Source organism: Arenimonas alkanexedens (assembly GCF_054781355.1).
Map to the genome: position 1 here is coordinate 34,654 of NZ_BAAGUO010000005.1, position 20,150 is coordinate 54,803.

The following is a 20,150-nucleotide window of genomic DNA, read 5'->3' on the forward strand; positions in this document are numbered from 1 at the left end:
ATCAGCGGTCCAACGCCGCGCGCATGAACTCGCGGGTGGGCTCGGCCAGGTCTTCGTGGTCGAGCGCGAACTGCATCGTGGCCTCGACCAGACCGATGCGACTGCCGCAGTCAAAGCGACGACCTTCGAAGCGATAGGCCAACACACGCTCCTTTTCCATCAGGGTAGCGATGCCATCGGTGAGCTGGATTTCGCCGCCGGCGCCCGGACGGGTCTTGGCCAGCACATCAAAGATGCTGCCGCTGAGAACATATCGACCGACCACTGCGAGGTTGCTCGGTGCGACTTCCGGGCGGGGCTTCTCGACGATGGCACTGATCTCGCCGTGGCGGCCGGAGAAATCGCGGGTCGCGACGATGCCATAGCTGCCGGTCTGTTCGCGCGGCACGTCCTGCACGGCGATCACGCTGGCCGACTCACGCTCGGCCAGGTCGGCCATTTGCCGCAGCGCGCCGTGGCCGGTGTTCCAGATCAGGTCGTCGGGCAACAGCACGGCGAACGGCTCGTCGCCGATCACCGGACGCGCGCACAGCACGGCATGGCCCAGGCCCAGCGCTTCCGCCTGGGTCACGAAGACAGCGCGCACGTGGCGCGGCAGCACGTCCCGGATCAGGGCCAGCAGCTCCGACTTGCCGGCTTTCTCGAGCTTCTGCTCGAGTTCGTAGGCTTTGTCGAAATAGTCGGCCACCGAATGCTTGTAGCGGTTGGTGACGAACACCAGGGTGTCGCAGCCCGCTTCAATGGCCTCGTCAACGGCGTACTGGATCAAGGGTTTGTCGACCACCGGCAGCATTTCCTTGGGCACCGTCTTGGTAGCCGGAAGGAAGCGCGTGCCGAGGCCCGCGACCGGAAAAACTGCCTTCTTGATGCGAAAACTCATGCGTCGGATCCACCTCTTTTTTGCTGCCGGGCGGCCTCGAAGGCCTCCATGGCATCGGGATGCGGATTGTACTCGGGCACCGCTTCATGCAGCAGCGAGACCAGCGCATCGGCGCCGTCGGGCTGCCGCAACAGTTGGTCGAGGCGCTCGAGGATGCCCTGCAGCGCCGCCACGTCAACCTCGCGCGGTTGCGCCTGCAGGATGCGTGGATGGCGGGTGCGGCAATAGCGTTCCTGCGGATGGAACAGGATTTCGTGCAGCTTCTCGCCCGGCCGCAGGCCGGTGTAGCTGACGGCGACGTCGATGCCCGGACGCTTGCCACTCAATCGGATCATCTGCTCGGCCAGCTCGCGTATTGCCACCGGGCGGCCCATGTCCAGCGCGAACACCGAGCAATGCTCGGCGCACAGTCCGACCGAGTGCAGGATCAGTGCGCAGGCCTCGGGGATCGTCATGAAGTAGCGCGTCACCTCAGGATGGGTGACGGTCACCGGGCCTCCGGCGGCGATCTGGCGACGGAACAGCGGCACCACGCTGCCGGCCGAATCGAGCACGTTGCCGAAGCGCACGATAGAAAGCTGTACAGGACTGCCGGCCAGCTCGCTCTGGCAGGCGAGTTCGGCAAAACGCTTGCTGGCGCCAAGCACGTTGATCGGTGCAATCGCCTTGTCGGTCGAAATCAGCACGAAGTTGCCGACCCCGCGTTCGCGGCACATGCGCGCCAGCGTCGCGGTGGCCGTGACGTTGTTGCGCAGCGCCTCACGCACCTGCCCTTCCAGCATCGGCACCTGCTTGCAGGCGGCGGCGTGGAAGACGTAATCCATACCCTGGGCGAAGGCGATGCTGCAGGCCGTCGGGTCGCCGCAGTCGGCCAGCATCGGTTCGATGTCGGCGTCCGGGTAGTCGCGCATCAGTTCTTCGGAAATCTCGACCAGCGGCAGCTCGGCGCGCTCGAACAGCACCACCCGCTTGGCTCCGGCTGCGACGCACTGGCGCGCCAGTTCCGAGCCAATCGAACCACCGGCGCCGGTGACGAGCACACGCTTACCGACCAATGCCTCGTACATGGCGCCGAACTCGACCGGCTTGCGGCCCAGAAGGTCCTCGATCCGCACTTCGCTGAGCTCGAGCCGAGTGCCGGTCTTGCCCGAAAGCATATCGCCCAACCGGGGCACGGTGCGGAACGGCAGGCCGGTCTCGTCGCACAGCGACACCACCCGCTGCATCTCGGCGGCACTGGCCGAGGGCATGGCGATGACAATCAGCTTGGGGGCGGTTTCCTGGGCGATGTAGGGAAGTTCGTCGATGCTGCCCAGCACCGGCACGCCCTGGAGCTTGGCGCCCTTGAGCGCGCGTTCGTCGTCGAGCAGGCCGACCGGCTGGTAGCGTCCGTCACTGCGCAGGTCGCGCAGCAGCGTCTCGGCCGTGCGTCCGGCGCCGAGCACCAGCACACGCTGGGCGTTGGCGTTGCTGCCGGTATCCCGATGGTCCTTCCAAAGTCGGTATAGCACCCGGGGCACGCCCAGCATCACCACCAGGGCGATCGGATAAGGGAACAGCACGCGTCGCGGCACGTCCGGCAGCAGCCCGGCCAGGAACAGCAGCAGCACGATCAAGACCACGCCAAGCAGCGCGCCGCGAACCAGGTTGGCCAGGTCAGGCAAACTCGCGAAACGCCACAGTCCCTGGTAGAGGCCTACGGCGCGCAGCACCAGCGCCTGCGTGAGCACCACGATCACCAACTCCCAAAGCATCGCCGTCGCCGGTGGTGCGCCCGCCAGTCCCGCCAGCCAGCGCAGGCTGAGCCAGACGATGGCCACCGCGGCGAGGTCGTGCAGGACGATAAGCAGGCGCGGCAGCAGCATCGAGGCGCCGGCGTAAGACTTCATTCCCAATGATTCCTTTCAGGGTGCGGGCTGAGGGCGCGGCCAGCGACGGCCGCCCAAGGCGTGGCACATCATTCCAGAGATGAGCCATGCCAAGCTGACTCCCCATGCAACGGGTTTTGGCGCCGAGTCCAGCCAAAAAGCGAGTCCAACCGCCCCCAAGGTCCAAACGGCATAGACCAGGCAGACGCGCCCGTGACTGGCACCGTGCGCGATGGCGCGCTGGTAGAGATGGCTGCGATGCGCCTGCCAGACTTTCTCGCGGCGCACCAATCGCCCCAACAGGGTCAGGCCGCCGTCGATCAGGAAGGCCGAAGCGAGCAGCAGCGGCTGCCAGGGCGCGATGCCCTGCTCGCCCGACAAGACCAACAGGCTCAAGCCGGCAACACCGTAGCCCAGCGCGTGACTACCGACATCGCCCAGGAACAGGCGCGCGCGCGGCAGGTTCCAGGGCAGGAAGCCGAGCGCACCGGCGGCCAAGGCCAGACCCAGCCAGCGTGCGGGCGCGTCCGGTGCCGCAAGCAGCACGATGGCGGCGCCGAACAGCAGGGCCTGGGTCGTCGCCAGCCCATTGCTGCCGTCCATGAAATTCCACAGATTCACCAACGCCACCACGAGCAGCCAGGCCGCCGCCACAGCGGCCACCGGCCCCCAGAGTTCTGGCAGCAGCGGCAAGGCCAGCGCCAGCGGCAGTGCGCCCAGCGCCTGCAGCGCCAGCTTGGTCAGCGCCCGCATCGGCCGGATGTCGTCCGCCAGACCCGCGCCAGCCGTCAACAACAGCCCCAGGGCGAAAGCAGCGCTGCTCTGCCCCAGCCAGTGCGAACTGCCCAGCAGGACCAGGGCGATCCCCAGGCCACCGCCCCGCGGCGTCGGTACCTGATGCAGGCGCCGGGGTCCGGGGTGGTCGAGCACGCGGTGGCGCGCATAGCGCCACCAGATGCCGGCGATGGCGGCGGAGGCCAGGGCCGACAACACCACGAACGCCGGCGCGCCCAGTGACGGGTCGGCCGTCACTCGCTCACCACGCCATGCACCGGCTTGATGCTGCCCCAGGACTTGCAGCCCGGGCACTGCCAATGGTGCGCGCGCGCGCTGAAGCCGCAGCGCTGGCAGCGATAGCCGGGCGTGCGCACCACCAGTTGGTCAGTGATCTGCTTGAGCGTGCGCAGCGTGCCGGCCGCATCGGTCCCCGCATCGCGCAGGCTCAGGTCGATGTACTCGGCCTCGCCCCGCACCGACGGCCGCAGTCGCAGCTGGCGCGACAGGAACTCCAGCGCCGCCGCCTGCCCCTCGTCGCGCTCGAGCAGCCGCGTCAGCGCCAATACCGGCGACACGCCCGGGTAATGCTCGATCATCTCGAGCAAGAAGCCGCGGGCGCGAGCGCTGTCGCCGCTGCGCTCGTAGCAGCGCAGCAAGGGCTCAAGCAGGTCGGGCAGGAATTCGATGTCGTGGCGGGCCACGCGCTCGAAGGCGCGGATGGCGCCGGCATCGTTGCCGGCGGCCAACTCAATCTGGCCCTCGGCCAGGCCAGCCCGCACCGAGTGGCTATCGGCCTCGTAGGCTTGCGCGATGTGTCGGCGGGTGGTGTCAGTATCGCCAGCCAGGCGGGACTTCTCGGCCAGCTCGCAGTGGAACTGGGCCACCAGCTTGCCCATCGGCTCACCGCTGGCCGCCTCGTACTGCCGCGCGTGCTCGATGGCCTTGCCCCAGTCGCGCTCGGCCTGGTAGATCGAAATCAGGTGTTTTAGCGCCTGCGGCGCCAGCACGCCCATGTGCACAAGGTCGGTGAACAGGGTTTCAGCGCGGTCCAGCAAACCGGCACGCATGTAGTCCTCGCCCAGCGCCAGAACGGCGCGGGTCTTTTGTTCGTCGTTGAGGCCCTCGCGTGCCACCAGGCTCTGGTGCAGGCGAATGGCGCGGTCGACCTCGCCCCGGCGCCGGAACAGATGGCCCAGCGCGAACTGGGTCTCCACCGTGTCTTTGTCCACGGCGGCGATCTGCAGGAAGACTTCGATGGCCTTGTCCTGCTGTTCGTTGAGCAGGTAGTTCAGGCCGCGGAAATAGGTGTTCGACAGACGCGATACCCGGGCCCCGCCCCGACGCTCGCCGCCGCGACGGCCGGCCAGCCAGCCGCTGGCCGCCGCAATCGGCAGCAGCAACAGCAAAAGCCACGCAAATTCAGTCATGGACTTCCGCAGCGGGCGTCTCGGGCGCGGGCTGACCACGCTTGACCTGCAGGCGCAGCGGCCAGATCACGCCGGCGGTCAGTACCACGCCCGCCAGTAGCGCACCCGCAAGTACCGCCAGCAACAGCACGGTGCCCACGGTGCCATCGATGCCGATGAAACCTAGCTCGATGCGCACGGTTTGGCGGTTCAGCGCGCCGAAGAGCACGCCAAAGGCGATAAAAAGAAGAGCAAACAGGGCTTTGATTAGGCGCATCCGCGACGGTTCCGTGGGCGGGATGCCACAAGCTTAGCCCAAGGCGGGCCGGAAACTCAGCCTTCGGAGGCAGCCGGGCCGGCGTTGACGCGATCGCGCAACTCCTTGCCGGGCTTGAAATGCGGGACGTACTTCCCGGGCAGGGCCACGGAGTCACCGGTCTTGGGGTTACGGCCCAGGCGCGGCGGACGGAAATGAAGGGAAAAACTGCCGAAGCCGCGAATCTCGATGCGCTCGCCCTGGGTCAGGGCACCGCTCATCATTTCGAGCAGGGTCTTGACGGCGAGATCGACGTCGTCGGCCTTGAGATGGGCTTGGCGACGCGACAGTACCTCGATCAATTCAGACTTGGTCATGCCTGCGCGGACTCTTGCAACGGGGTTTTTGGAGCGTCACGCGGCCCGGGGAACCCCCGGGCCGCGGACACGGGTGGGCTTACTCGCCCTTGTTCAGCTGTTCACGCAGCAGGGCACCGAGCTTGGTGGTGCCGCTGGCAGCGTCGAACGACTTGTTGACCTCGGCCAGGTTCTCCTGCAGGTCGGCCTCGTCCTTGGCGCGGATCGAGAGCTGCATGACGCGGCCCTTGCGATCCATACCGATGAACTTGGCTTCCACCGCATCGCCGACCTTGAGGTACTGCGAGGCGTCGTCGACACGCTCCTTGGCGATATCGTTGGCGCGCACGTAGCCCTCGATGCCGCCGTCGAGCTCGATGGTCGCGCCCTTGGTGTCGACTTCCTTGACGACGCCAGTGACGATGGTGCCCTTGGTCGTGGTGGCCATGTACTGGCCGACCGGGTCCTGCTCGAGCTGCTTCACGCCGAGCGAGATGCGCTCGCGCTCAGGATCAACGGCGAGCACGACGGCTTCCAGGTTGTCACCCTTCTTGAAGTTGCGGACCACGTCTTCGCCCGTGGTGTTCCACGAGATGTCGGACAGGTGCACCAGACCGTCGATACCGCCGTCCAGGCCGATGAAGATGCCGAAGTCGGTGATGGACTTGATCTGGCCGGAAACCTTGTCGCCCTTCTTGAACAGGGCCGAGAACGCTTCCCACGGGTTCGGGGTGCACTGCTTGATGCCCAGCGAGATGCGGCGACGCTCGCCGTCCACGTCCAGCACCATCACCTCGAGCTCGTCGCCCAGCTGGACGACCTTCGACGGGTTGACGTTCTTGTTGGTCCAATCCATCTCGGACACGTGCACCAGGCCTTCGACGCCCGGCTCGATCTCGACGAACGCGCCGTAATCGGTGACGTTCGAGACCTTGCCGATCAGGCGCGAAGAGGTCGGGTAACGGCGGGCGATGTTGTCCCACGGATCGTCGCCGAGCTGCTTGAGGCCCAGCGAGACGCGGTTGCGCTCGCGATCGAACTTCAGCACGCGCACGTCGAGCTCTTCGCCCACGTTCACGACTTCGGACGGATGGCGCACGCGCTTCCAAGCCATGTCGGTGATGTGCAGCAGGCCGTCGATGCCGCCCAGGTCCACGAACGCGCCGTAATCGGTGAGGTTCTTGACGACACCCTTGATGACGGCACCTTCCTGCAGGCGCTCCATCAGCTGCTCGCGCTCAACGCTCGACTCGGACTCGACCACCGCACGGCGGGAGACCACGACGTTGTTGCGCTTGCGATCGAGCTTGATGATCTTGAACTCGAGTTCCTTGCCTTCCAGGTAACCCGGGTCACGGACCGGACGCACGTCCACCAGCGAACCCGGCAGGAACGCGCGGACGTCGCGGATATCGACGGTGAAGCCGCCCTTGACCTTGCCGCTGATGCGGCCGGTGACGATCTCGCCGGCTTCCATGGAAGCTTCCAGCTCGTCCCAGACCATGGCGCGCTTGGCTTTCTCGCGCGACAGCACGGTCTCGCCGAAACCATTCTCGAGGTACTCCAGCGCCACCTTGACGGTGTCGCCCACGGCGACTTCGAGCTCGCCGGCTTCGTTACGGAACTGCTCGATCGGGATGATGCCTTCCGACTTGAGGCCGGCGTTGATCACGACGACGTCGGAACGGATCTCGACCACCATGCCGGAGACGATGGCACCGGGCTTGAGCTTGCTCAGGGCGCCCTGGCTCTGCTCGAACAGTTCAGCGAAAGATTCAGTCATTGTTGGATACTCGGTTGGACATACGGGCCGCGGCATCCGCCGCATCCCACCTGTTAGCGCTTTCGCGCGTGGAAAGGAAAACCGCGCCTCATGGCACGACGTTAGTTACCTGCCTTCAGAAACCGCAGCCGAGGCGGAGCGGGATGCGCCGGGACGTCGATTACGACTGGCGGGGCGCCCGGAATTTTTCCGGGAGCACCGACAGCACGCGCTCGATCACCTCGGTGATGGGCGTGCCGGTGGAGTCCACGATCACCGCGTCTTCAGCGGGTTTCAGGGGCGCCACGGCCCGTCCGGCATCGCGCTCGTCGCGAGCGGCGATTTCGTGCAGCAGGCCGGCAAGATTAACCGAAACCCCTTTTTCCTTCAACTGCTTATAGCGCCTTTGCGCCCTTTCCTCGGCGCTGGCGGTCAGGAACACCTTGTAGGGCGCATCCGGGAAGATGACCGTCCCCATGTCGCGGCCGTCGGCAACCAGTCCAGGCGCCTTGCGAAAGCCCTTCTGCAGGTCCACCAGGGCGGCCCTGACCGGGGGATGGGCGGCAATGGCAGAGGCCGCCGCGCCGGCGGTCTCGGTCCGGAGCTGGCGGGTGGCGTCCTTGCCGTTGACGATCACATGGGGCTCGCCGGCGCCCTGGGTCTCGAACCGTATTTCGGTCCGACGGGCGCACAGGGCGACCGCATCCGGGTCGCTCAGGTCCACCACCTCCCAGGCGGCCGCCAGGCCGACGGCCCGGTAAAGGGCGCCCGAATCGAGGTAGTGCCAGCCCAGCCGCTCGGCCACGGCGCGGCTGATGGTGCCCTTGCCGGAGCCGGAAGGACCATCAATGGTGAGTACGGGAATTCGAGCCATGGGCGAGGATTCTAGTGGATTGGCTCGCCCGGCGGGCTAGACCCGCTGCAGGCCGAAGCCGGCCGAGCCGGCCAGCGCCTCGAAGCCCGGGAAAGACGTCGCCACGTTGGCGCAGTCCAGAATGCGCACCTCGCCGGACGCGAGCTGGCCGGCGATGGCCAGACTCATCGCCACCCGGTGGTCGCCGTGGCTATCGGCCTCGCCGCCCCGCAGGCGTCCACCGGTGATCACCGCGCCGTCCGGCGTCTCTGCGATATCGGCGCCCAGCACACGCAGCCCAGCCGAGGTCACGGCGATGCGGTCGGACTCCTTCACCCGCAGCTCGGCCGCGCCGCGCACCGTCGTACGACCCTCGGCCAGCGCGGCGGCCACGAACAGCGCTGGGAACTCGTCAATCATGTCCGGCACCAGGGCCTCGGGAACGTCGATGCCGTGCAGGCGGGCATGGCGGACACGAAGGTCGGCTACCGGTTCGCCGCCCTCCTCGCCCGGATCAAGCTCGCTGATGTCGGCCCCCATCAGGCGCAGCGCCGTCAGCAGGCCGGTGCGGCGCGGATTCATTCCAACCCGCCGCAGCAGCAGATCGGAGCCGGGAATCAGGCTGGCGGCCACCAGGAAGAAGGCGGCGGAAGAAAAGTCGGCCGGCACCCGCACTTCGGCCGCCTGCAGGCGGTGGCCTCCGCTCAGCACCGCTTCGCCGGGCGTGAACTGGATCGGCCAGCCGAACGCGGCCAGCATCCGTTCGGTGTAGTCACGGGTGGGATGCGGCTCGCGGATCCGGGTTTCCCCGCGGGCGTACAGACCCGCCAGCAACAGCGATGACTTCACCTGCGCGCTGGCAACTTGCATTTCAAAATCAATGCCATGTAGATCATTGCTAAAGTAAATTCTAAGCGGAGGAAGGCCGTCATCCGCCGACTCGATGCAGGCTCCCATGCGCCGCAGGGGATCGATGACGCGGGCCATCGGCCGGCGCGAAAGCGAGCTGTCGCCGACCAGGGTGCTGGCGAAGTCCTGGCCGGCCAGCAAGCCGGCCAGCAGGCGCATTCCGGTACCGGCATTGCCACAGTCCAGGTCCGCCGCCGGCGCCAGCAGGCCGTACATCCCGACGCCGTGAACCGTCCGGCGACTCGGACTGGGCGCGTCGATGCGGACACCCAACTGCCGGAAAATGGCGGCCGTGGCGCGGGTGTCCTCGCCTTCCAGGAAGCCATGGATCTCGGACACGCCCTCGGCAATGGCCGACAGCATGATGGCGCGGTGCGACACCGACTTATCGCCAGGGATGGCCAGTTCGCCGGACAGCGCGCGCCCGGCGCCGCTAACCCAATCCAATCGTGACGCCGTCATGCCAATACCTCGTCCAGGGCCTGCAACAGGCGCCGATTCTCGTCTCTAAGGCCCACGGTCAACCGCAGGCAGGTGGGCAGGCCGTAGCCTGCCATGGGTCGCGGCACTACGCCGCGCGCCACCAGGCCGGCGGCGACCGGCCCGGCCTCGCGACCGAAATCCACCAGCAGGAAATTGGTCTGGGAAGGCGCCACGCTCAGCCCCCGCGCCGACAGCGCGTCGGCGAGCGACTCGCGCTCGACCGCGTTCTGGCGGCAGACCCAGGCCAGATGATCCTCGTCTTCCAGCGCCGCAGCGGCGGCAGCCAGCCCGGGGCCATTGACGTTGAAGGACTCGCGCACTCGCTCCAGCACCGCCGCCAGGCCGGGCGCCGCCAGCAGGTAGCCGACCCGCAGGCCGGCGAGGCCGTAGCCCTTGGAGAAGGTGCGGGTCACCACCAGGTTCGGGAAGCGCGGCAGCAAAGCGATCGCGGAACCCAGCGCCGGGTCGGTGACGTATTCGAGATAGGCCTCGTCCACCACCACCAGCACGCCGGCGGGCACGCCAGCCAGCAGCCGGGCCAACGCCTCCGTGGAGAACCAGGTGCCGGTGGGATTGTTGGGGTTGGCCAGGAACACCAGGCTCGTGTCGGGGGCGATCGCGGCGCTCAGCGCGTCGAGATCGTGGCCCCGAGGCATGTCGGCATCGGCCGGCTGGGCCGGAACCTCGACCAGGCGGGCGCCGGCGGCCTGTGCCGCCAGGGCATACACCGCGAAGCCGTACTGGGAGGCCACCACGCCACGACCTGGCCCCGCGAACACCTGGCCCATCAGCATCAATAGCTCGTGCGAGCCATTGCCCAGCACGATGCCTGCCACATCCACCCCGTGCCGGGCTGCCAGGGCGCGCTTGAGCTCACCCCCCAGCGGATCCGGATAACGATGCAGCGAATGCAGCGCGTCGAGGATGGCGCCGCGTGCCCGTGGGCTCGGGCCGTGGCTGTTCTCGTTCGAGCCGAGTTCGACCAGGTGATCGGGGGCAAAACGCCGCCGCAGCGCCACCAGGTCCAGGCCCGGATCGTAGGCGCGTAAGTCTTGGATACCGGGCTGGGCGCGCGCGGCGAAATCGGCGGCATCCGACATCAAAGCAGCGCCACGGGACAAGCGCCGAGCACCCGGATCAGCCGCGGTCACGCCGGCCTTGGAAGGCGCCTTGCGGGTAGCCACGGCTCATCCGTTCCTGCGCGCGAAGTCGGCCATGAAGTCGGCCAAGGCCGCCACACCGGCTTCGGGCATGGCGTTGTAGATCGAAGCGCGAAGGCCGCCGATGGCGCGATGCCCCTTCAGGCCGAGCAGGCCCGCGGCTTCGGCCTGGGCCAGGAAAGGCTTGTCGAGCGCGGCATCGGGCAGGAAGAAAGGCAGGTTCATGGTCGAGCGCGCGGCGGGTGCCACCGGATTGCGGTAGTACCCGCCCGAGCCGTCGATGGCCGCATACAGCGCGGCGGCCTTGCGCGCGTTGCGCTCACCGATCACCGCGGCGCCGCCCTCGGCGCGTATCCACTTGAGCACCAGGCCCAGTACGTACCAGGCGAAGGTGGGCGGCGTGTTGAACATCGAATCGTTGCTGGCCTGGTTCGACAGTTCGAAGATCGGCGGCAGTGTCCGCCCATGCTTGCCCAGCAGGTCCTTGCGAATGATGGCGATGGCCAGCCCCGAGGGACCGAGATTTTTCTGGGCGCCGCCGTAGAGCACGCCAAACCGGCCTACATCGATCGGACGCGAGAGGATGTTCGAGGAAATGTCCGCCACCAGCGGCACGTCGCCGACTTCGGGGATGGCGTGGAATTCGACGCCGTGGATGGTTTCGTTGGGCGTGTAGTGAACGAAGGCGGCGCCGGGCGTGAGCTGCCAGTCGTCCCGGCCGGGGATGTCGGTATAGCCCCCCGCCTTGCCGCTAGCGGCGACGTGGGTCTTCAAAGAGGGCCGGCTATTGTCGAGCGACTTCTCACCCCAATGGCCGGTAATCACGAAGTCGGCGACCTGGTCCGGGCCCGCCAGGTTGAGCGCGAGCAGGGCCGAAAGCGTGGTGGCGCCACCCTGCAGGAAAAGGACGTGGTAATCGTCCGGGATGACCATCAGTTCGCGCAGGTCACGCTCGGCGGCGGCGGCGCATTCGATGAAGGCGGCACCGCGGTGGCTGACCTCCATCACCGAAGCCCGCTCCCCCTGCCACTCCAACAATTCGGCCTGAACTTGGCGCAGGACGGGCTCGGGCAGCGCGGCAGGGCCGGCGCTGAAATTGAAGGCGCGTGACATCGGAAACACCTCGGAAATGACCTTGGCAGGCTAGCACGGCAAAACCGCGCCTCGGAAGCCGCTCAGCCGACCCTGCGGGTGCCGGCCAAGAGCTTTTGCTCGAACTGTTCCGGCGGCAGCGCACGCGAGAACAGATAGCCCTGCCCGAACTGGCAGCCCACCGATTCCAGCAGCGCCCGCTGGCCCTCGGTTTCGATGCCTTCGGCGGTCAGCGCCAGGCCCAGTTCGTCGGCGAACCCGGTGATGGTGCGGACGATGGCGCGGTGCCGGCGATTGGTCTCGATATCGCGGATGAACACCTGGTCCATCTTCAGGGCATCGAAGGGCGAGGCGGCAAAGGACTCCAGCGAGGAATAGCCGGTGCCGAAGTCGTCCACCACCAGGCCCACGCCCAAAGCCTTGAGCGACAGCAGGCGCTCCTCGGCCTGGCCGCGGCCGGCGCGGAACGCGGTCTCGGTCACCTCCAGGCGCAGCGAGGCGGGCGGCAGCTGGTGTTCCTGAAGCAGCCGGAACACCTCCTCAACGATCTCGGGCGAGGTCATCTGCCGCTCGTCGACGTTCACGTTCATGCTCAGCTTGCCCCGATCGGGGTAGCGACGGTGCCAGTCGCCGAGCTGGCGGCAGGCCTCGCGCAAGGCCCAGGCGTCCAGGTCGACGATCAGGCCGGTTTCCTCGGCAATACCCAGGAATTCGGCCGGCGGCAGCAGCCCGCGGACCGGGTGCTGCCAGCGCACGAGCGCCTCGGCGCCCACCAGTTGGCCGCCGGCCAGCGCCACGATCGGCTGGTAATGCAATACGAATTCGCTGCGCTCGATCGCCAGCCGGAAGTCGGTTTCCAACTGCAGCCGGGCCAGCGCCTCCTCGTGCATGCCTTCGTCGAAGATCACGTAACCGGACTTTCCCGCGGCCTTGGCGCGGTACATCGCGGTGTCCGCGTCGCGCAGCACCTGGTCGGGCAAGACATAGTCGTTGCCGCCGATCACGATGCCCAGGCTGGCGGCCGAGAACACCATCTGACCGCCAATATCGAAGGGTTGCTCGAACAAACGCAGCACGCGTCGGGCGATGCTTACCGCCCGGTCGTGGTCGCAGTCACCGTCAGGCAGCAGGGTGAATTCGTCGCCGCCGTAACGCGCGATCAACACGTCCTCTAGCAGGCCATCTTCCAGCCGGCGCGCGATCTCGCACAGCAGGCTGTCGCCGGCACCGTGGCCCAGGCTGTCGTTGACCCACTTGAAGCCGTCCAGATCCAGGAACAGCACCGCATAGCGGCGCCGGCGCCGGTCATCGGCCAAGCCGGCCTGCCGCATGACTTCGGCCAGCCGCTGGTTGAAGAGAATCCGGTTGGGCAGCCCGGTCAGCGGATCATGGGTCGCATGGAAGCGCAGGCGCTGCTCGGCTTCGCGCTGGCGGGTGATATCGAGCACGGTGCCGGTGAGGTGCCCGGCGCCATCGAGCGTCACGGCGCCGATACTGACCTGAACATGCACTTTCCGACCGTCGAGATGCAGCAGGCAGGTTTCAAAATCAGGGGGTACGACCTGCCCCTCTCGCCGCTGCTGGTCGCGAAGCTCGGAGTGCGGGACCGACTCGGGCGCCATGATCTCGCGGTAGTTGCGCCCTTCCAGGGCGCCGTCCGCGTAGCCAAGCATCGAAGTCAGCGCCTGGTTGGCGTAGGTGTAGACCTCGTCGCGCATGATGAAGACACCGACCTGGCTGTGTTCGACCAGGGTGCGGTACTGGCTTTCCGAACGCTGCAGCGCCTGCTGCATTTCGTGCCGCTGGTCGATGTCGAGCACCGATCCGGTGAAATGCGCCGGCCTACCGGCGCCATCGCGGATCAGCATGACGCTCGCACTGACCCATTTCTGGCCACCGTCGCGGGTGAAAACGCGCGTTTCATGGTGGCTGAAGGCGCCGTCGCGCAGCGCACGGGCGACCAGGCCGGCGCGCTCCTCGGGCGCGACGTAGACCCCACTCATGTCGGGCACCAGGGCCTTGAACTGGGCCGCGCTTTCGTAGCCCAGGATGCCGGCCATCACCGGGTTGACCTCCATGATCAGGCCATCGAGACCCGTGCGGAACAGGCCGGCCGGCGAGCTTTCGAACAGCTCGCGGTAGCGCTGCTCGGCCTCGGCGATTGCCGATTGGCGGCGACGCTCGTCGGTGACGTCACGCAGGGTGCCGGTGGACGCGATGTCGCCCTGGTACTCGACGGCATCGGCGCGCACCTCGCACAGGATGCATTCCCCCGACTTGCGCCGCAGCTGGATTTCGTAGACCTGCGGGCTACGCGAACCGGCCTCGCGTTCAGCGCGACGCCCGGCTTGTGTCTGGCGGTCAACCGGGTCAACGAGCGTCATGTACTCCCGGCCCTGCAGCTCGCCCGGGGAGAAACCCAGGATCCGCTCCATCGCAGCGTTCGCGAACATGATCACGCCGCGCTGAATCAGGAACACGCCGTCGCGGCTGTTCTCCACCAGCACCTGGTAGAGGGTCTGTGATTGTTGCAACGCCAGTTCAGCCTCGACCTGGGACGTAATGTCGATCAGGGAGCCCTCGAAGAATCGCACGGTGCCGCCGTCGTCCCGAATGGCGCGGGCGTTCTCGCTGACCCAGATGATCTGACCGTCGCGGCGGTGCACGCGGAAGCGCTGGCGCTCCAGCCGTCCGCCGGCCATCAGATGCTGCCGGGCCAGCTGGCCCTGGGCCGGATCGGCGTAAACATGGTCGGAGGCGCGCGAGAGTTCATCCAGCAGCTGTCGCGGCGAGTCATAGCCGAGCAGGCGCGCCATGGCCGGGTTCACGTCCAGGAAGCCGCCGTTTGGCAGGCTCCGGTAAAGGCCTTCGGAGGCAGCCAGGTACAGCGAGCGATACAGCGCGTGGTCAGGCACCGTGTCCTGGACCGGGGTGGCCTCAGCCAGCAGACTGAATACGCAGAACAGCACCGCTTCACCGGCCTCGGTGGCGTATTCAATCGAGAGTCGGCCCGGGCGCGCCTGGCCATCGGCGCAGGCCAGGCGCACGGGCAGCGCGCTGACCCGGCGATTGCCGCGCAGCAGGCTCCAGACCCGCGCCCGGAAACCGGGTTCCGGCCACAGTCCCACCTCAACCGGCAAGCGACCTGTCACCTGCTCGCGACGGTAGCCAGTGATACGCTCGAATGTGTCGTTAACCGCCAGGAACTCGCCGTCCGCGGCACGCATGATGGCTACGGCACTTTCCGATACTGCAAACGCGTCGATAAGACGCATCCTTTTCCCCGCTGGCTGTCTACTTGAAAGAGTATAGCTATCGAAACCGGCCCGGACGGGCCCCGCCGGAGACCCCTACGTGAAGATCATCCTGCCTTCCGACGTGGCCTCGTCCCAAGTGACGCCGGAACCGGTCTATCGCGCCCGCCGCCAACTCATGGGCCTGGGCCTGGCCAGCCCGCTGCTGGCCCTGGCTGGCTGCGCCGGTGCTGAAGAGGACGCGGATATGGCCGCACCGGCAGCGCCAGGTCCGGCCGCCGCGGGCGGCGAGGAACTCACCCGCTTCGAGGACGCGACCAGCTACAACAATTTCTATGAGTTCGGCACCGGCAAGTCCGATCCGGTTCGGAACGCCGGTTCGCTCGAACCGGCGCCCTGGTCGGTGGTCGTCGGCGGCGAAGCCGAGATCACCGGCACGTTCCCGCTCGAAGAAATCCTCAAGATCACCGCCGGTCAGGACCGGACCTACCGCCTGCGCTGCGTCGAAGGCTGGTCCATGGTCATTCCCTGGCAAGGCCTGCCGCTGGGCGAGGTGCTCAAGCACTTCAAGCCCAATTCGCGCGCCAAGTACGTCGCCTTCACCACCCTGGCCGACCCGCGGCAGATGCCCGGCCTGAGCTATCCCTCGATTGACTGGCCCTACCGCGAGGGCCTGCGCATGGACGAAGCCATGCATCCGCTGGCGCTGCTGGCGACGGGCATGTACGGCCGGCCACTGCCGAACCAGAACGGTGCCCCGCTGCGGCTGGTCGTGCCCTGGAAGTACGGCTTCAAGAGCATCAAGTCGATCATCCGCATCGACTTCACCGAGACCATGCCGCCGACCAGCTGGAATCAGCTCCAGCCCGAGGAATACGGTTTCTATTCGAACGTAAACCCGGACGTTGACCACCCGCGATGGAGCCAGCGCAGCGAGCGCCGGATCGCCGGTACCGCCAGCAAGCTCTTCGCCGAGCGCATCGCAACCCTGCCCTTCAACGGCTACGGCGATCAGGTCGCCAGCCTCTATTCGGGAATGGACCTGCGCAAGTGGTTCTAGGCGTGCGCGGGATCCCTTGGCCTTGGGTGGGAATCAAGGCGCTGGCGCATGCGCTGGCCCTGCTGCCGCTGGCGCTGCTGGTCCGCGGCGTGCTCACCGATAGCCTGGGCGCGGACCCGGTCGCGGCGCTGACCCACGCCACCGGCGACTGGGCGCTGCGCCTGCTGCTGCTGGGCCTGGCGCTTACACCGCTGCGGCGCTTGACCGGGCAAGCCTGGCCCATCCGGTTCCGGCGCCTGGTCGGCCTTTACGCCTTCTTCTACGCCTGCCTGCACCTGACGGTTTTCCTGGTGCTGGACCTGGGCGGGTTCTGGACCCAGATATTCGAGGACATCATCAAGCGTCCCTACATCACGGTCGGCTTCGCAGCCTGGCTGCTGCTGCTGCCGCTGGCGCTGACGTCCACCAAGGGCTGGATGCGGCGCCTGGGCCGGCGCTGGGCCCAGCTGCACAAGCTCGTCTACGCGGTGGGTGTATTGGCCGTGCTGCATTTCCTGTGGCTGGTGAAGTCCGATTTGCGCGAGCCGCTGATTTACGCGGGCATCCTATTCATCCTGCTGGGCGCACGCGTCTGGTGGCGGCTGCGCCGCCGGGTCGCTCAGGCGCCCGCGCGCGGCGCGTAGACCAAAAGCGCGGTAAGGGCCGCCGCCAGCACGGTGGCGGCGGCGATCAGCCACCACAGCGCGCCAGGGTCTTTACGCGGCAGCTCCGGCGTCGCGGCATCGGCCGCCGGCTCCGGGTCACGGGCCACCGGTACCCGCACCGCCTTGAGCGTCTGGGTGTGGGTGCTGGCGACGGGCTTGGCCGCATCCATCCGGCCGCGCAGCGGCAGGCCGGGCGCCTCGAGCTGGAAGCGATGCTGGTCGATCACCAGCTGGTCGCCGGGCGACAGCACCGCGTCACGCACCGAAACCCCGTTGAGCTGGCTCGCGTCATTGCCCAAGGCACGCAGCACGACCCGGTCGCCGTGCAGTTCGACCACCGCATGGCGCTCGGCGACGCCGGCATCCTCGATCCGGATGTCGGCCGAGGCCGAACGGCCGATCAGGCGAGGCTCGGTCAGGGTGTAGCTGCGGCCGAAGTGCGGGCCGGACAGGCCGCGAAGCACCACGCGGGCGGCAGCCACCCGCTGGGCGTCGCTCATCGGGCCCGACTGGACGCTGGGAATACGGCGCTCGATCGCGGGCTCGTCGTCGGCGCGCACGACCACCCGCAGCTGGTCCAGGCACACCAGGTCGCCGGGCCGAAGCTGGGCCAGGCGCTTGACCGGCCGCGCATTGAGATGGACCCCGGGCACGCCGGCGGGCACGCGCAGCCACAGCCCACGGCGATCGCGCAGGAAGCTGGCGTGGTGGGGGGCGAGGCTCGAATCAGGCAGGCAAACCCGGCTGCCGGCACGGCTGCCCACGATCACTTCCCCCCGAAGGGCTACGTTCTCGTGCTCACCGTTGGGAAATGTCAGCTGCATCCAGGGGCCTCCGGCGGCGAATCTAGCATGGCCGAGCACCGCCACACCCTTGGTGGATACGACAAAGCAAAGCAGAATAGGTCGCCGAGGAGGGCACCATGTCCAATATTGATATTCGCCGCAGCCATGCGCGGCCACTGAAAGAAGCCCGCGCCGCCATCGAGCGCGTCGCCGAACACATCGCCGAGAAATTCGACGTCGAATACGGCTGGAACGGCGACACCATGGAGTTCTCGCGGGGAGGCGTGGATGGCCACATCGCCGTGGGCTCCAAGGACGTCCACGTCACCGCCACGCTCGGCTTCCTTCTGGGAGCCATCAAGGGCCCGATCGAGCGCGAGATCCAGCGCTACCTCGACGAGGAGTTTGGCTAGGTCCGGTTGCGAACGGATCAGGGTCGCCGGCGAACAGGCGGAACGAGCCCTGACGCTCACGATGGCCGATCGCCTCCAGGAACTCACCCGCCCCGTCCAGCGCCTCGAAGGCGCCAAAGCCGCGCTCCAGAAAGCCCTGCAGCTCCGACAGCCCCGCCGCCCGCGCCGGTAGCCGCGACGCGCGCAGCAGCTTGAAGACGCCGCGCTGGTGCACCGAGGCGTCCAGCGTCCAGCCCACGCCAAGGATCAGCTCGATCTGCCGCCGCCGCAGTCGCGGCAGTCCCACGGCTCGGTAGGCCAGCCCGTAGTCGGCCAAGGTGATCGGTGCCGCTGGCGCCTTGCGGCGCGCCAGCTGCTCGGCCATGCGCAGGTCGAAGGCGTGGCTGAGCACGGCCAGGCCGATCGCATCGGCAGCCGCCTCGAGCAGCGAATCGGGAAGCAGGCGCGACATCAGCGGCATGATCCGCGCCACGTCGCGGTCGCGAGCCGAGAAATCGCGCTCGCCGTAAAGGTCGCTGAGGAAGAACTCGGCCGCCGGCCGCATGCGCGGATTGGCAAGAAAATCCTCGAAACTGTCCGTCAGCCGGCGCGTTTGCCAGCTGCGCAACAGCGGCAGCGTCGCAAGCCGATTGCGCGGGTCGCGCACCGGATCGTGCACAGCGCGCTGCCAGGCCAGGCGCGTGGCCAGTCGCTGGCGCAGTGGCGTTGTGCTCATGTGGGCTGCCGTGGCCGGTGACGGCCTGTGAAGGAATTGCGATGGCTCACGCTTGTCCGGGGTCTGGGGCGGGCTACAATCGCCGCGCCTTGGTTTGGAGTTCCCCCCTAGCATGCTAGTTCTGCAGCCCGCCCGAAAGCGTCGCCAAATCAGCGAGGGCCGAATCGGCCTGGCCATTGCCGGCGGCGGACCCATCGGCGGCATGTACGAACTCGGCGCCCTGCGCGCGCTGGATGTGGCTATTGAAGGGCTGGACCTGACCAAACTCGAGGTCTACGTAGGCGTGAGTTCGGGTGCGTTCCTGGCCGCGGGCCTGGCCAACCGGCTCGACACCGCCGAGATGTGCCGCATCTTCATCACCGGCGACAGTGACCAAGTCAAGTTCCGGCCCGAGATGTTCCTGCGTCCGGCCTTCCGGGAGTACGCGCGCCGGGCGGCAGCCCTGCCCCGCCTGGCCTTCGACTGGTGGAAGGACATCATCACCGACCCGACCGGCTCTCACTTCAGCGAGCTCGTCAGCCGCTTTGGCAGCGTGGTTCCGACCGGGCTCTTCGACAACCGCGGCATCGAGACCTTCCTGCGGGAAGTCTTCACCATCCGCGGCCGCAGCAACGACTTCCGGGATCTGGCGGCCAAACTTTACGTCGTGGCCGTCGATCTCGACAGCGGCGAGGCCGTGCGCTTCGGCAGCCCCGGCTGGGACGATGTCACCATCTCGCGCGCGGTACAGGCCAGCGCCGCCCTGCCCGGCCTGTATTCGCCGGTGGACATCCGCGGCCATCACTTCGTGGACGGCGCCTTGCGTCGGACCATGCATGCCTCGGTGGTGCTCGACCACGGCATCGACCTGATGCTGGGCATCAACCCCTTCGTCCCCTTCAACGCCAGCCGCGGCGGGCGCCCGCCCGAAGGCATGGACAAGCTGGCCCAGGGCGGTCTGCCGGTAGTGCTGTCGCAGACCTTCCGCACTATCCTGCAGTCGCGCATGCAGGTGGGGCTGGCAAAATATGCCCAGCAGTATCCGGACACCGACCAGGTCGTGTTCGAGCCGAACGAGGACGATGGCGAGATGTTCTACACCAACGTTTTCAGCTATTCGTCGCGCCAGCGGGTCTGCGAACACGCCTTCCATTCAACGCTGTCCGACCTGCGCCGGCGCCGTGAGCAGCTGACGCCGGTGCTGGCCCGCCACGGCCTGCGCCTGCGGCCCGAGGTGCTGGACGACCCGCGCGCCTCGATCATGGATGGGCTGGGCATCACGACGCGGCCCACCGACACCACGGCACGCCTGCGGGTCGCACTCGACGACGTCGAGGCTATCGTCAAGGCTCGACAGCCGCGCCGCCGCGTCGCCGCCGCGCGCCGACGCTGAACCGTGCGCGTCGCGACGCGCGCAGTGGTGTGAATGCTCTAGACACGCAGCGCAAATTGGTGGGACTCGGGCAGCTTGCCCAGCCCCTTTCAGAACGGAGTTCCA

At 67.5% G+C, this 20,150-nt stretch carries 18 protein-coding genes; 4 read left to right on the top strand and 14 right to left on the bottom strand.

The annotated features are described in order from the left end of the window. Position 1: 1 nt before the first annotated feature. The 12 genes from galU to ACYVGY_RS11150 all read right to left on the bottom strand — a co-directional run bounded on the left by galU (position 2) and on the right by ACYVGY_RS11150 (position 15,077). On the bottom strand, positions 2 to 880 hold the full coding sequence (gene galU, locus ACYVGY_RS11095) for a UTP--glucose-1-phosphate uridylyltransferase GalU (RefSeq protein ID WP_460457557.1): 879 nt from the start codon (positions 878 to 880) through the stop codon (positions 2 to 4). Further along, entirely contained in the window at positions 877 to 2,769 is a 1,893-nt protein-coding gene (locus tag ACYVGY_RS11100) for an SDR family NAD(P)-dependent oxidoreductase (RefSeq protein ID WP_460457558.1), read from the bottom strand. Before ACYVGY_RS11100 ends, galU begins: the two co-directional genes overlap by 4 nt. Positions 2,770 to 2,784: 15 nt before the next feature. Then, on the bottom strand, positions 2,785 to 3,780 hold the full coding sequence (locus tag ACYVGY_RS11105) for an MraY family glycosyltransferase (RefSeq protein WP_460457559.1): 996 nt from the start codon (positions 3,778 to 3,780) through the stop codon (positions 2,785 to 2,787). Beyond that, positions 3,777 to 4,952 (bottom strand): lipopolysaccharide assembly protein LapB, encoded by a 1,176-nt coding sequence (gene lapB / locus ACYVGY_RS11110; RefSeq protein WP_460457560.1) that lies wholly within the window; start codon positions 4,950 to 4,952, stop codon positions 3,777 to 3,779. The genes ACYVGY_RS11105 and lapB overlap by 4 nt, the downstream gene beginning before the upstream one ends. Continuing rightward, positions 4,945 to 5,208, bottom strand: coding sequence for a DUF1049 domain-containing protein (locus tag ACYVGY_RS11115; RefSeq protein ID WP_460457561.1), 264 nt, complete (start codon positions 5,206 to 5,208; stop codon positions 4,945 to 4,947). Before ACYVGY_RS11115 ends, lapB begins: the two co-directional genes overlap by 8 nt. Before the next feature lie 56 nt (positions 5,209 to 5,264). Further along, positions 5,265 to 5,564, bottom strand: coding sequence for an integration host factor subunit beta (locus ACYVGY_RS11120; RefSeq protein ID WP_034211102.1), 300 nt, complete (start codon positions 5,562 to 5,564; stop codon positions 5,265 to 5,267). A 79-nt stretch (positions 5,565 to 5,643) separates the two neighbouring features. Continuing rightward, positions 5,644 to 7,326, bottom strand: coding sequence for a 30S ribosomal protein S1 (rpsA, locus tag ACYVGY_RS11125; RefSeq protein WP_460457562.1), 1,683 nt, complete (start codon positions 7,324 to 7,326; stop codon positions 5,644 to 5,646). 160 nt (positions 7,327 to 7,486) lie between these two features. Continuing rightward, positions 7,487 to 8,179, bottom strand: a complete 693-nt coding sequence (gene cmk / locus ACYVGY_RS11130) for a (d)CMP kinase (RefSeq protein WP_460457563.1) — start codon at positions 8,177 to 8,179, stop codon at positions 7,487 to 7,489. 36 nt (positions 8,180 to 8,215) lie between these two features. Then, complete coding sequence (aroA, locus tag ACYVGY_RS11135; RefSeq protein ID WP_460457564.1) at positions 8,216 to 9,529, bottom strand: 3-phosphoshikimate 1-carboxyvinyltransferase; 1,314 nt, start codon at positions 9,527 to 9,529, stop codon at positions 8,216 to 8,218. Further along, positions 9,526 to 10,734, bottom strand: coding sequence for a histidinol-phosphate transaminase (gene hisC / locus ACYVGY_RS11140; protein WP_460457565.1), 1,209 nt, complete (start codon positions 10,732 to 10,734; stop codon positions 9,526 to 9,528). The genes aroA and hisC overlap by 4 nt, the downstream gene beginning before the upstream one ends. A gap of 3 nt (positions 10,735 to 10,737) precedes the next feature. Next, positions 10,738 to 11,823: a 3-phosphoserine/phosphohydroxythreonine transaminase gene (gene serC / locus ACYVGY_RS11145; RefSeq protein WP_460457566.1), complete on the bottom strand. Its 1,086-nt coding sequence runs from the start codon at positions 11,821 to 11,823 to the stop codon at positions 10,738 to 10,740. 62 nt (positions 11,824 to 11,885) lie between these two features. Continuing rightward, positions 11,886 to 15,077 carry a PAS domain S-box protein gene (locus ACYVGY_RS11150; RefSeq protein ID WP_460457567.1) on the bottom strand — a complete coding sequence of 1,064 codons (3,192 nt, stop codon included), beginning with the start codon at positions 15,075 to 15,077 and terminating at the stop codon, positions 11,886 to 11,888. Between the two features lie 79 nt (positions 15,078 to 15,156). Between ACYVGY_RS11150 and msrP the strand changes: the two genes are divergently transcribed. Then, entirely contained in the window at positions 15,157 to 16,116 is a 960-nt protein-coding gene (gene msrP, locus ACYVGY_RS11155; protein ID WP_460457568.1) for a protein-methionine-sulfoxide reductase catalytic subunit MsrP, read from the top strand. A 2-nt stretch (positions 16,117 to 16,118) separates the two neighbouring features. Continuing rightward, positions 16,119 to 16,739, top strand: coding sequence for a protein-methionine-sulfoxide reductase heme-binding subunit MsrQ (locus ACYVGY_RS11160; protein WP_460457569.1), 621 nt, complete (start codon positions 16,119 to 16,121; stop codon positions 16,737 to 16,739). On the opposite strand, the gene ACYVGY_RS11165 is transcribed toward ACYVGY_RS11160, so the two are convergent. Continuing rightward, the gene (locus ACYVGY_RS11165) at positions 16,715 to 17,584 is read right to left on the bottom strand and encodes an FHA domain-containing protein (RefSeq protein ID WP_460457570.1); all 870 of its coding nucleotides are present in this window, start codon (positions 17,582 to 17,584) and stop codon (positions 16,715 to 16,717) included. The genes ACYVGY_RS11160 and ACYVGY_RS11165 overlap by 25 nt on opposite strands. 98 nt (positions 17,585 to 17,682) lie before the next feature. Between ACYVGY_RS11165 and ACYVGY_RS11170 the strand changes: the two genes are divergently transcribed. Then, on the top strand, positions 17,683 to 17,958 hold the full coding sequence (locus tag ACYVGY_RS11170) for a polyhydroxyalkanoic acid system family protein (RefSeq protein ID WP_460457571.1): 276 nt from the start codon (positions 17,683 to 17,685) through the stop codon (positions 17,956 to 17,958). On the opposite strand, the gene ACYVGY_RS11175 is transcribed toward ACYVGY_RS11170, so the two are convergent. Then, positions 17,903 to 18,673: an FFLEELY motif protein gene (locus ACYVGY_RS11175; protein WP_460457572.1), complete on the bottom strand. Its 771-nt coding sequence runs from the start codon at positions 18,671 to 18,673 to the stop codon at positions 17,903 to 17,905. The two genes, ACYVGY_RS11170 and ACYVGY_RS11175, sit on opposite strands and share 56 nt — an antisense overlap. Positions 18,674 to 18,785: 112 nt before the next feature. Between ACYVGY_RS11175 and ACYVGY_RS11180 the strand changes: the two genes are divergently transcribed. Further along, the gene (locus ACYVGY_RS11180) at positions 18,786 to 20,045 is read left to right on the top strand and encodes a patatin-like phospholipase family protein (RefSeq protein WP_460457573.1); all 1,260 of its coding nucleotides are present in this window, start codon (positions 18,786 to 18,788) and stop codon (positions 20,043 to 20,045) included. Positions 20,046 to 20,150: the final 105 nt, after the last annotated feature.

Bases quoted from the DNA above. Each gene is read 5' to 3' on its own strand.
- ACYVGY_RS11170 (WP_460457571.1), top strand. From the start codon at position 17,683: ATGTCCAATATTGATATTCGCCGCAGCCATGCGCGGCCACTGAAAGAA.
- galU (WP_460457557.1), bottom strand. From the start codon at position 880: ATGAGTTTTCGCATCAAGAAGGCAGTTTTTCCGGTCGCGGGCCTCGGC.
- ACYVGY_RS11180 (WP_460457573.1), top strand. From the start codon at position 18,786: ATGCTAGTTCTGCAGCCCGCCCGAAAGCGTCGCCAAATCAGCGAGGGC.
- ACYVGY_RS11150 (WP_460457567.1), bottom strand. From the start codon at position 15,077: ATGCGTCTTATCGACGCGTTTGCAGTATCGGAAAGTGCCGTAGCCATC.
- aroA (WP_460457564.1), bottom strand. From the start codon at position 9,529: ATGACGGCGTCACGATTGGATTGGGTTAGCGGCGCCGGGCGCGCGCTG.
- ACYVGY_RS11175 (WP_460457572.1), bottom strand. From the start codon at position 18,673: ATGAGCACAACGCCACTGCGCCAGCGACTGGCCACGCGCCTGGCCTGG.
- cmk (WP_460457563.1), bottom strand. From the start codon at position 8,179: ATGGCTCGAATTCCCGTACTCACCATTGATGGTCCTTCCGGCTCCGGC.
- ACYVGY_RS11115 (WP_460457561.1), bottom strand. From the start codon at position 5,208: ATGCGCCTAATCAAAGCCCTGTTTGCTCTTCTTTTTATCGCCTTTGGC.
- serC (WP_460457566.1), bottom strand. From the start codon at position 11,823: ATGTCACGCGCCTTCAATTTCAGCGCCGGCCCTGCCGCGCTGCCCGAG.
- lapB (WP_460457560.1), bottom strand. From the start codon at position 4,952: ATGACTGAATTTGCGTGGCTTTTGCTGTTGCTGCTGCCGATTGCGGCG.
- ACYVGY_RS11100 (WP_460457558.1), bottom strand. From the start codon at position 2,769: ATGAAGTCTTACGCCGGCGCCTCGATGCTGCTGCCGCGCCTGCTTATC.
- rpsA (WP_460457562.1), bottom strand. From the start codon at position 7,326: ATGACTGAATCTTTCGCTGAACTGTTCGAGCAGAGCCAGGGCGCCCTG.
- ACYVGY_RS11120 (WP_034211102.1), bottom strand. From the start codon at position 5,564: ATGACCAAGTCTGAATTGATCGAGGTACTGTCGCGTCGCCAAGCCCAT.
- ACYVGY_RS11165 (WP_460457570.1), bottom strand. From the start codon at position 17,584: ATGCAGCTGACATTTCCCAACGGTGAGCACGAGAACGTAGCCCTTCGG.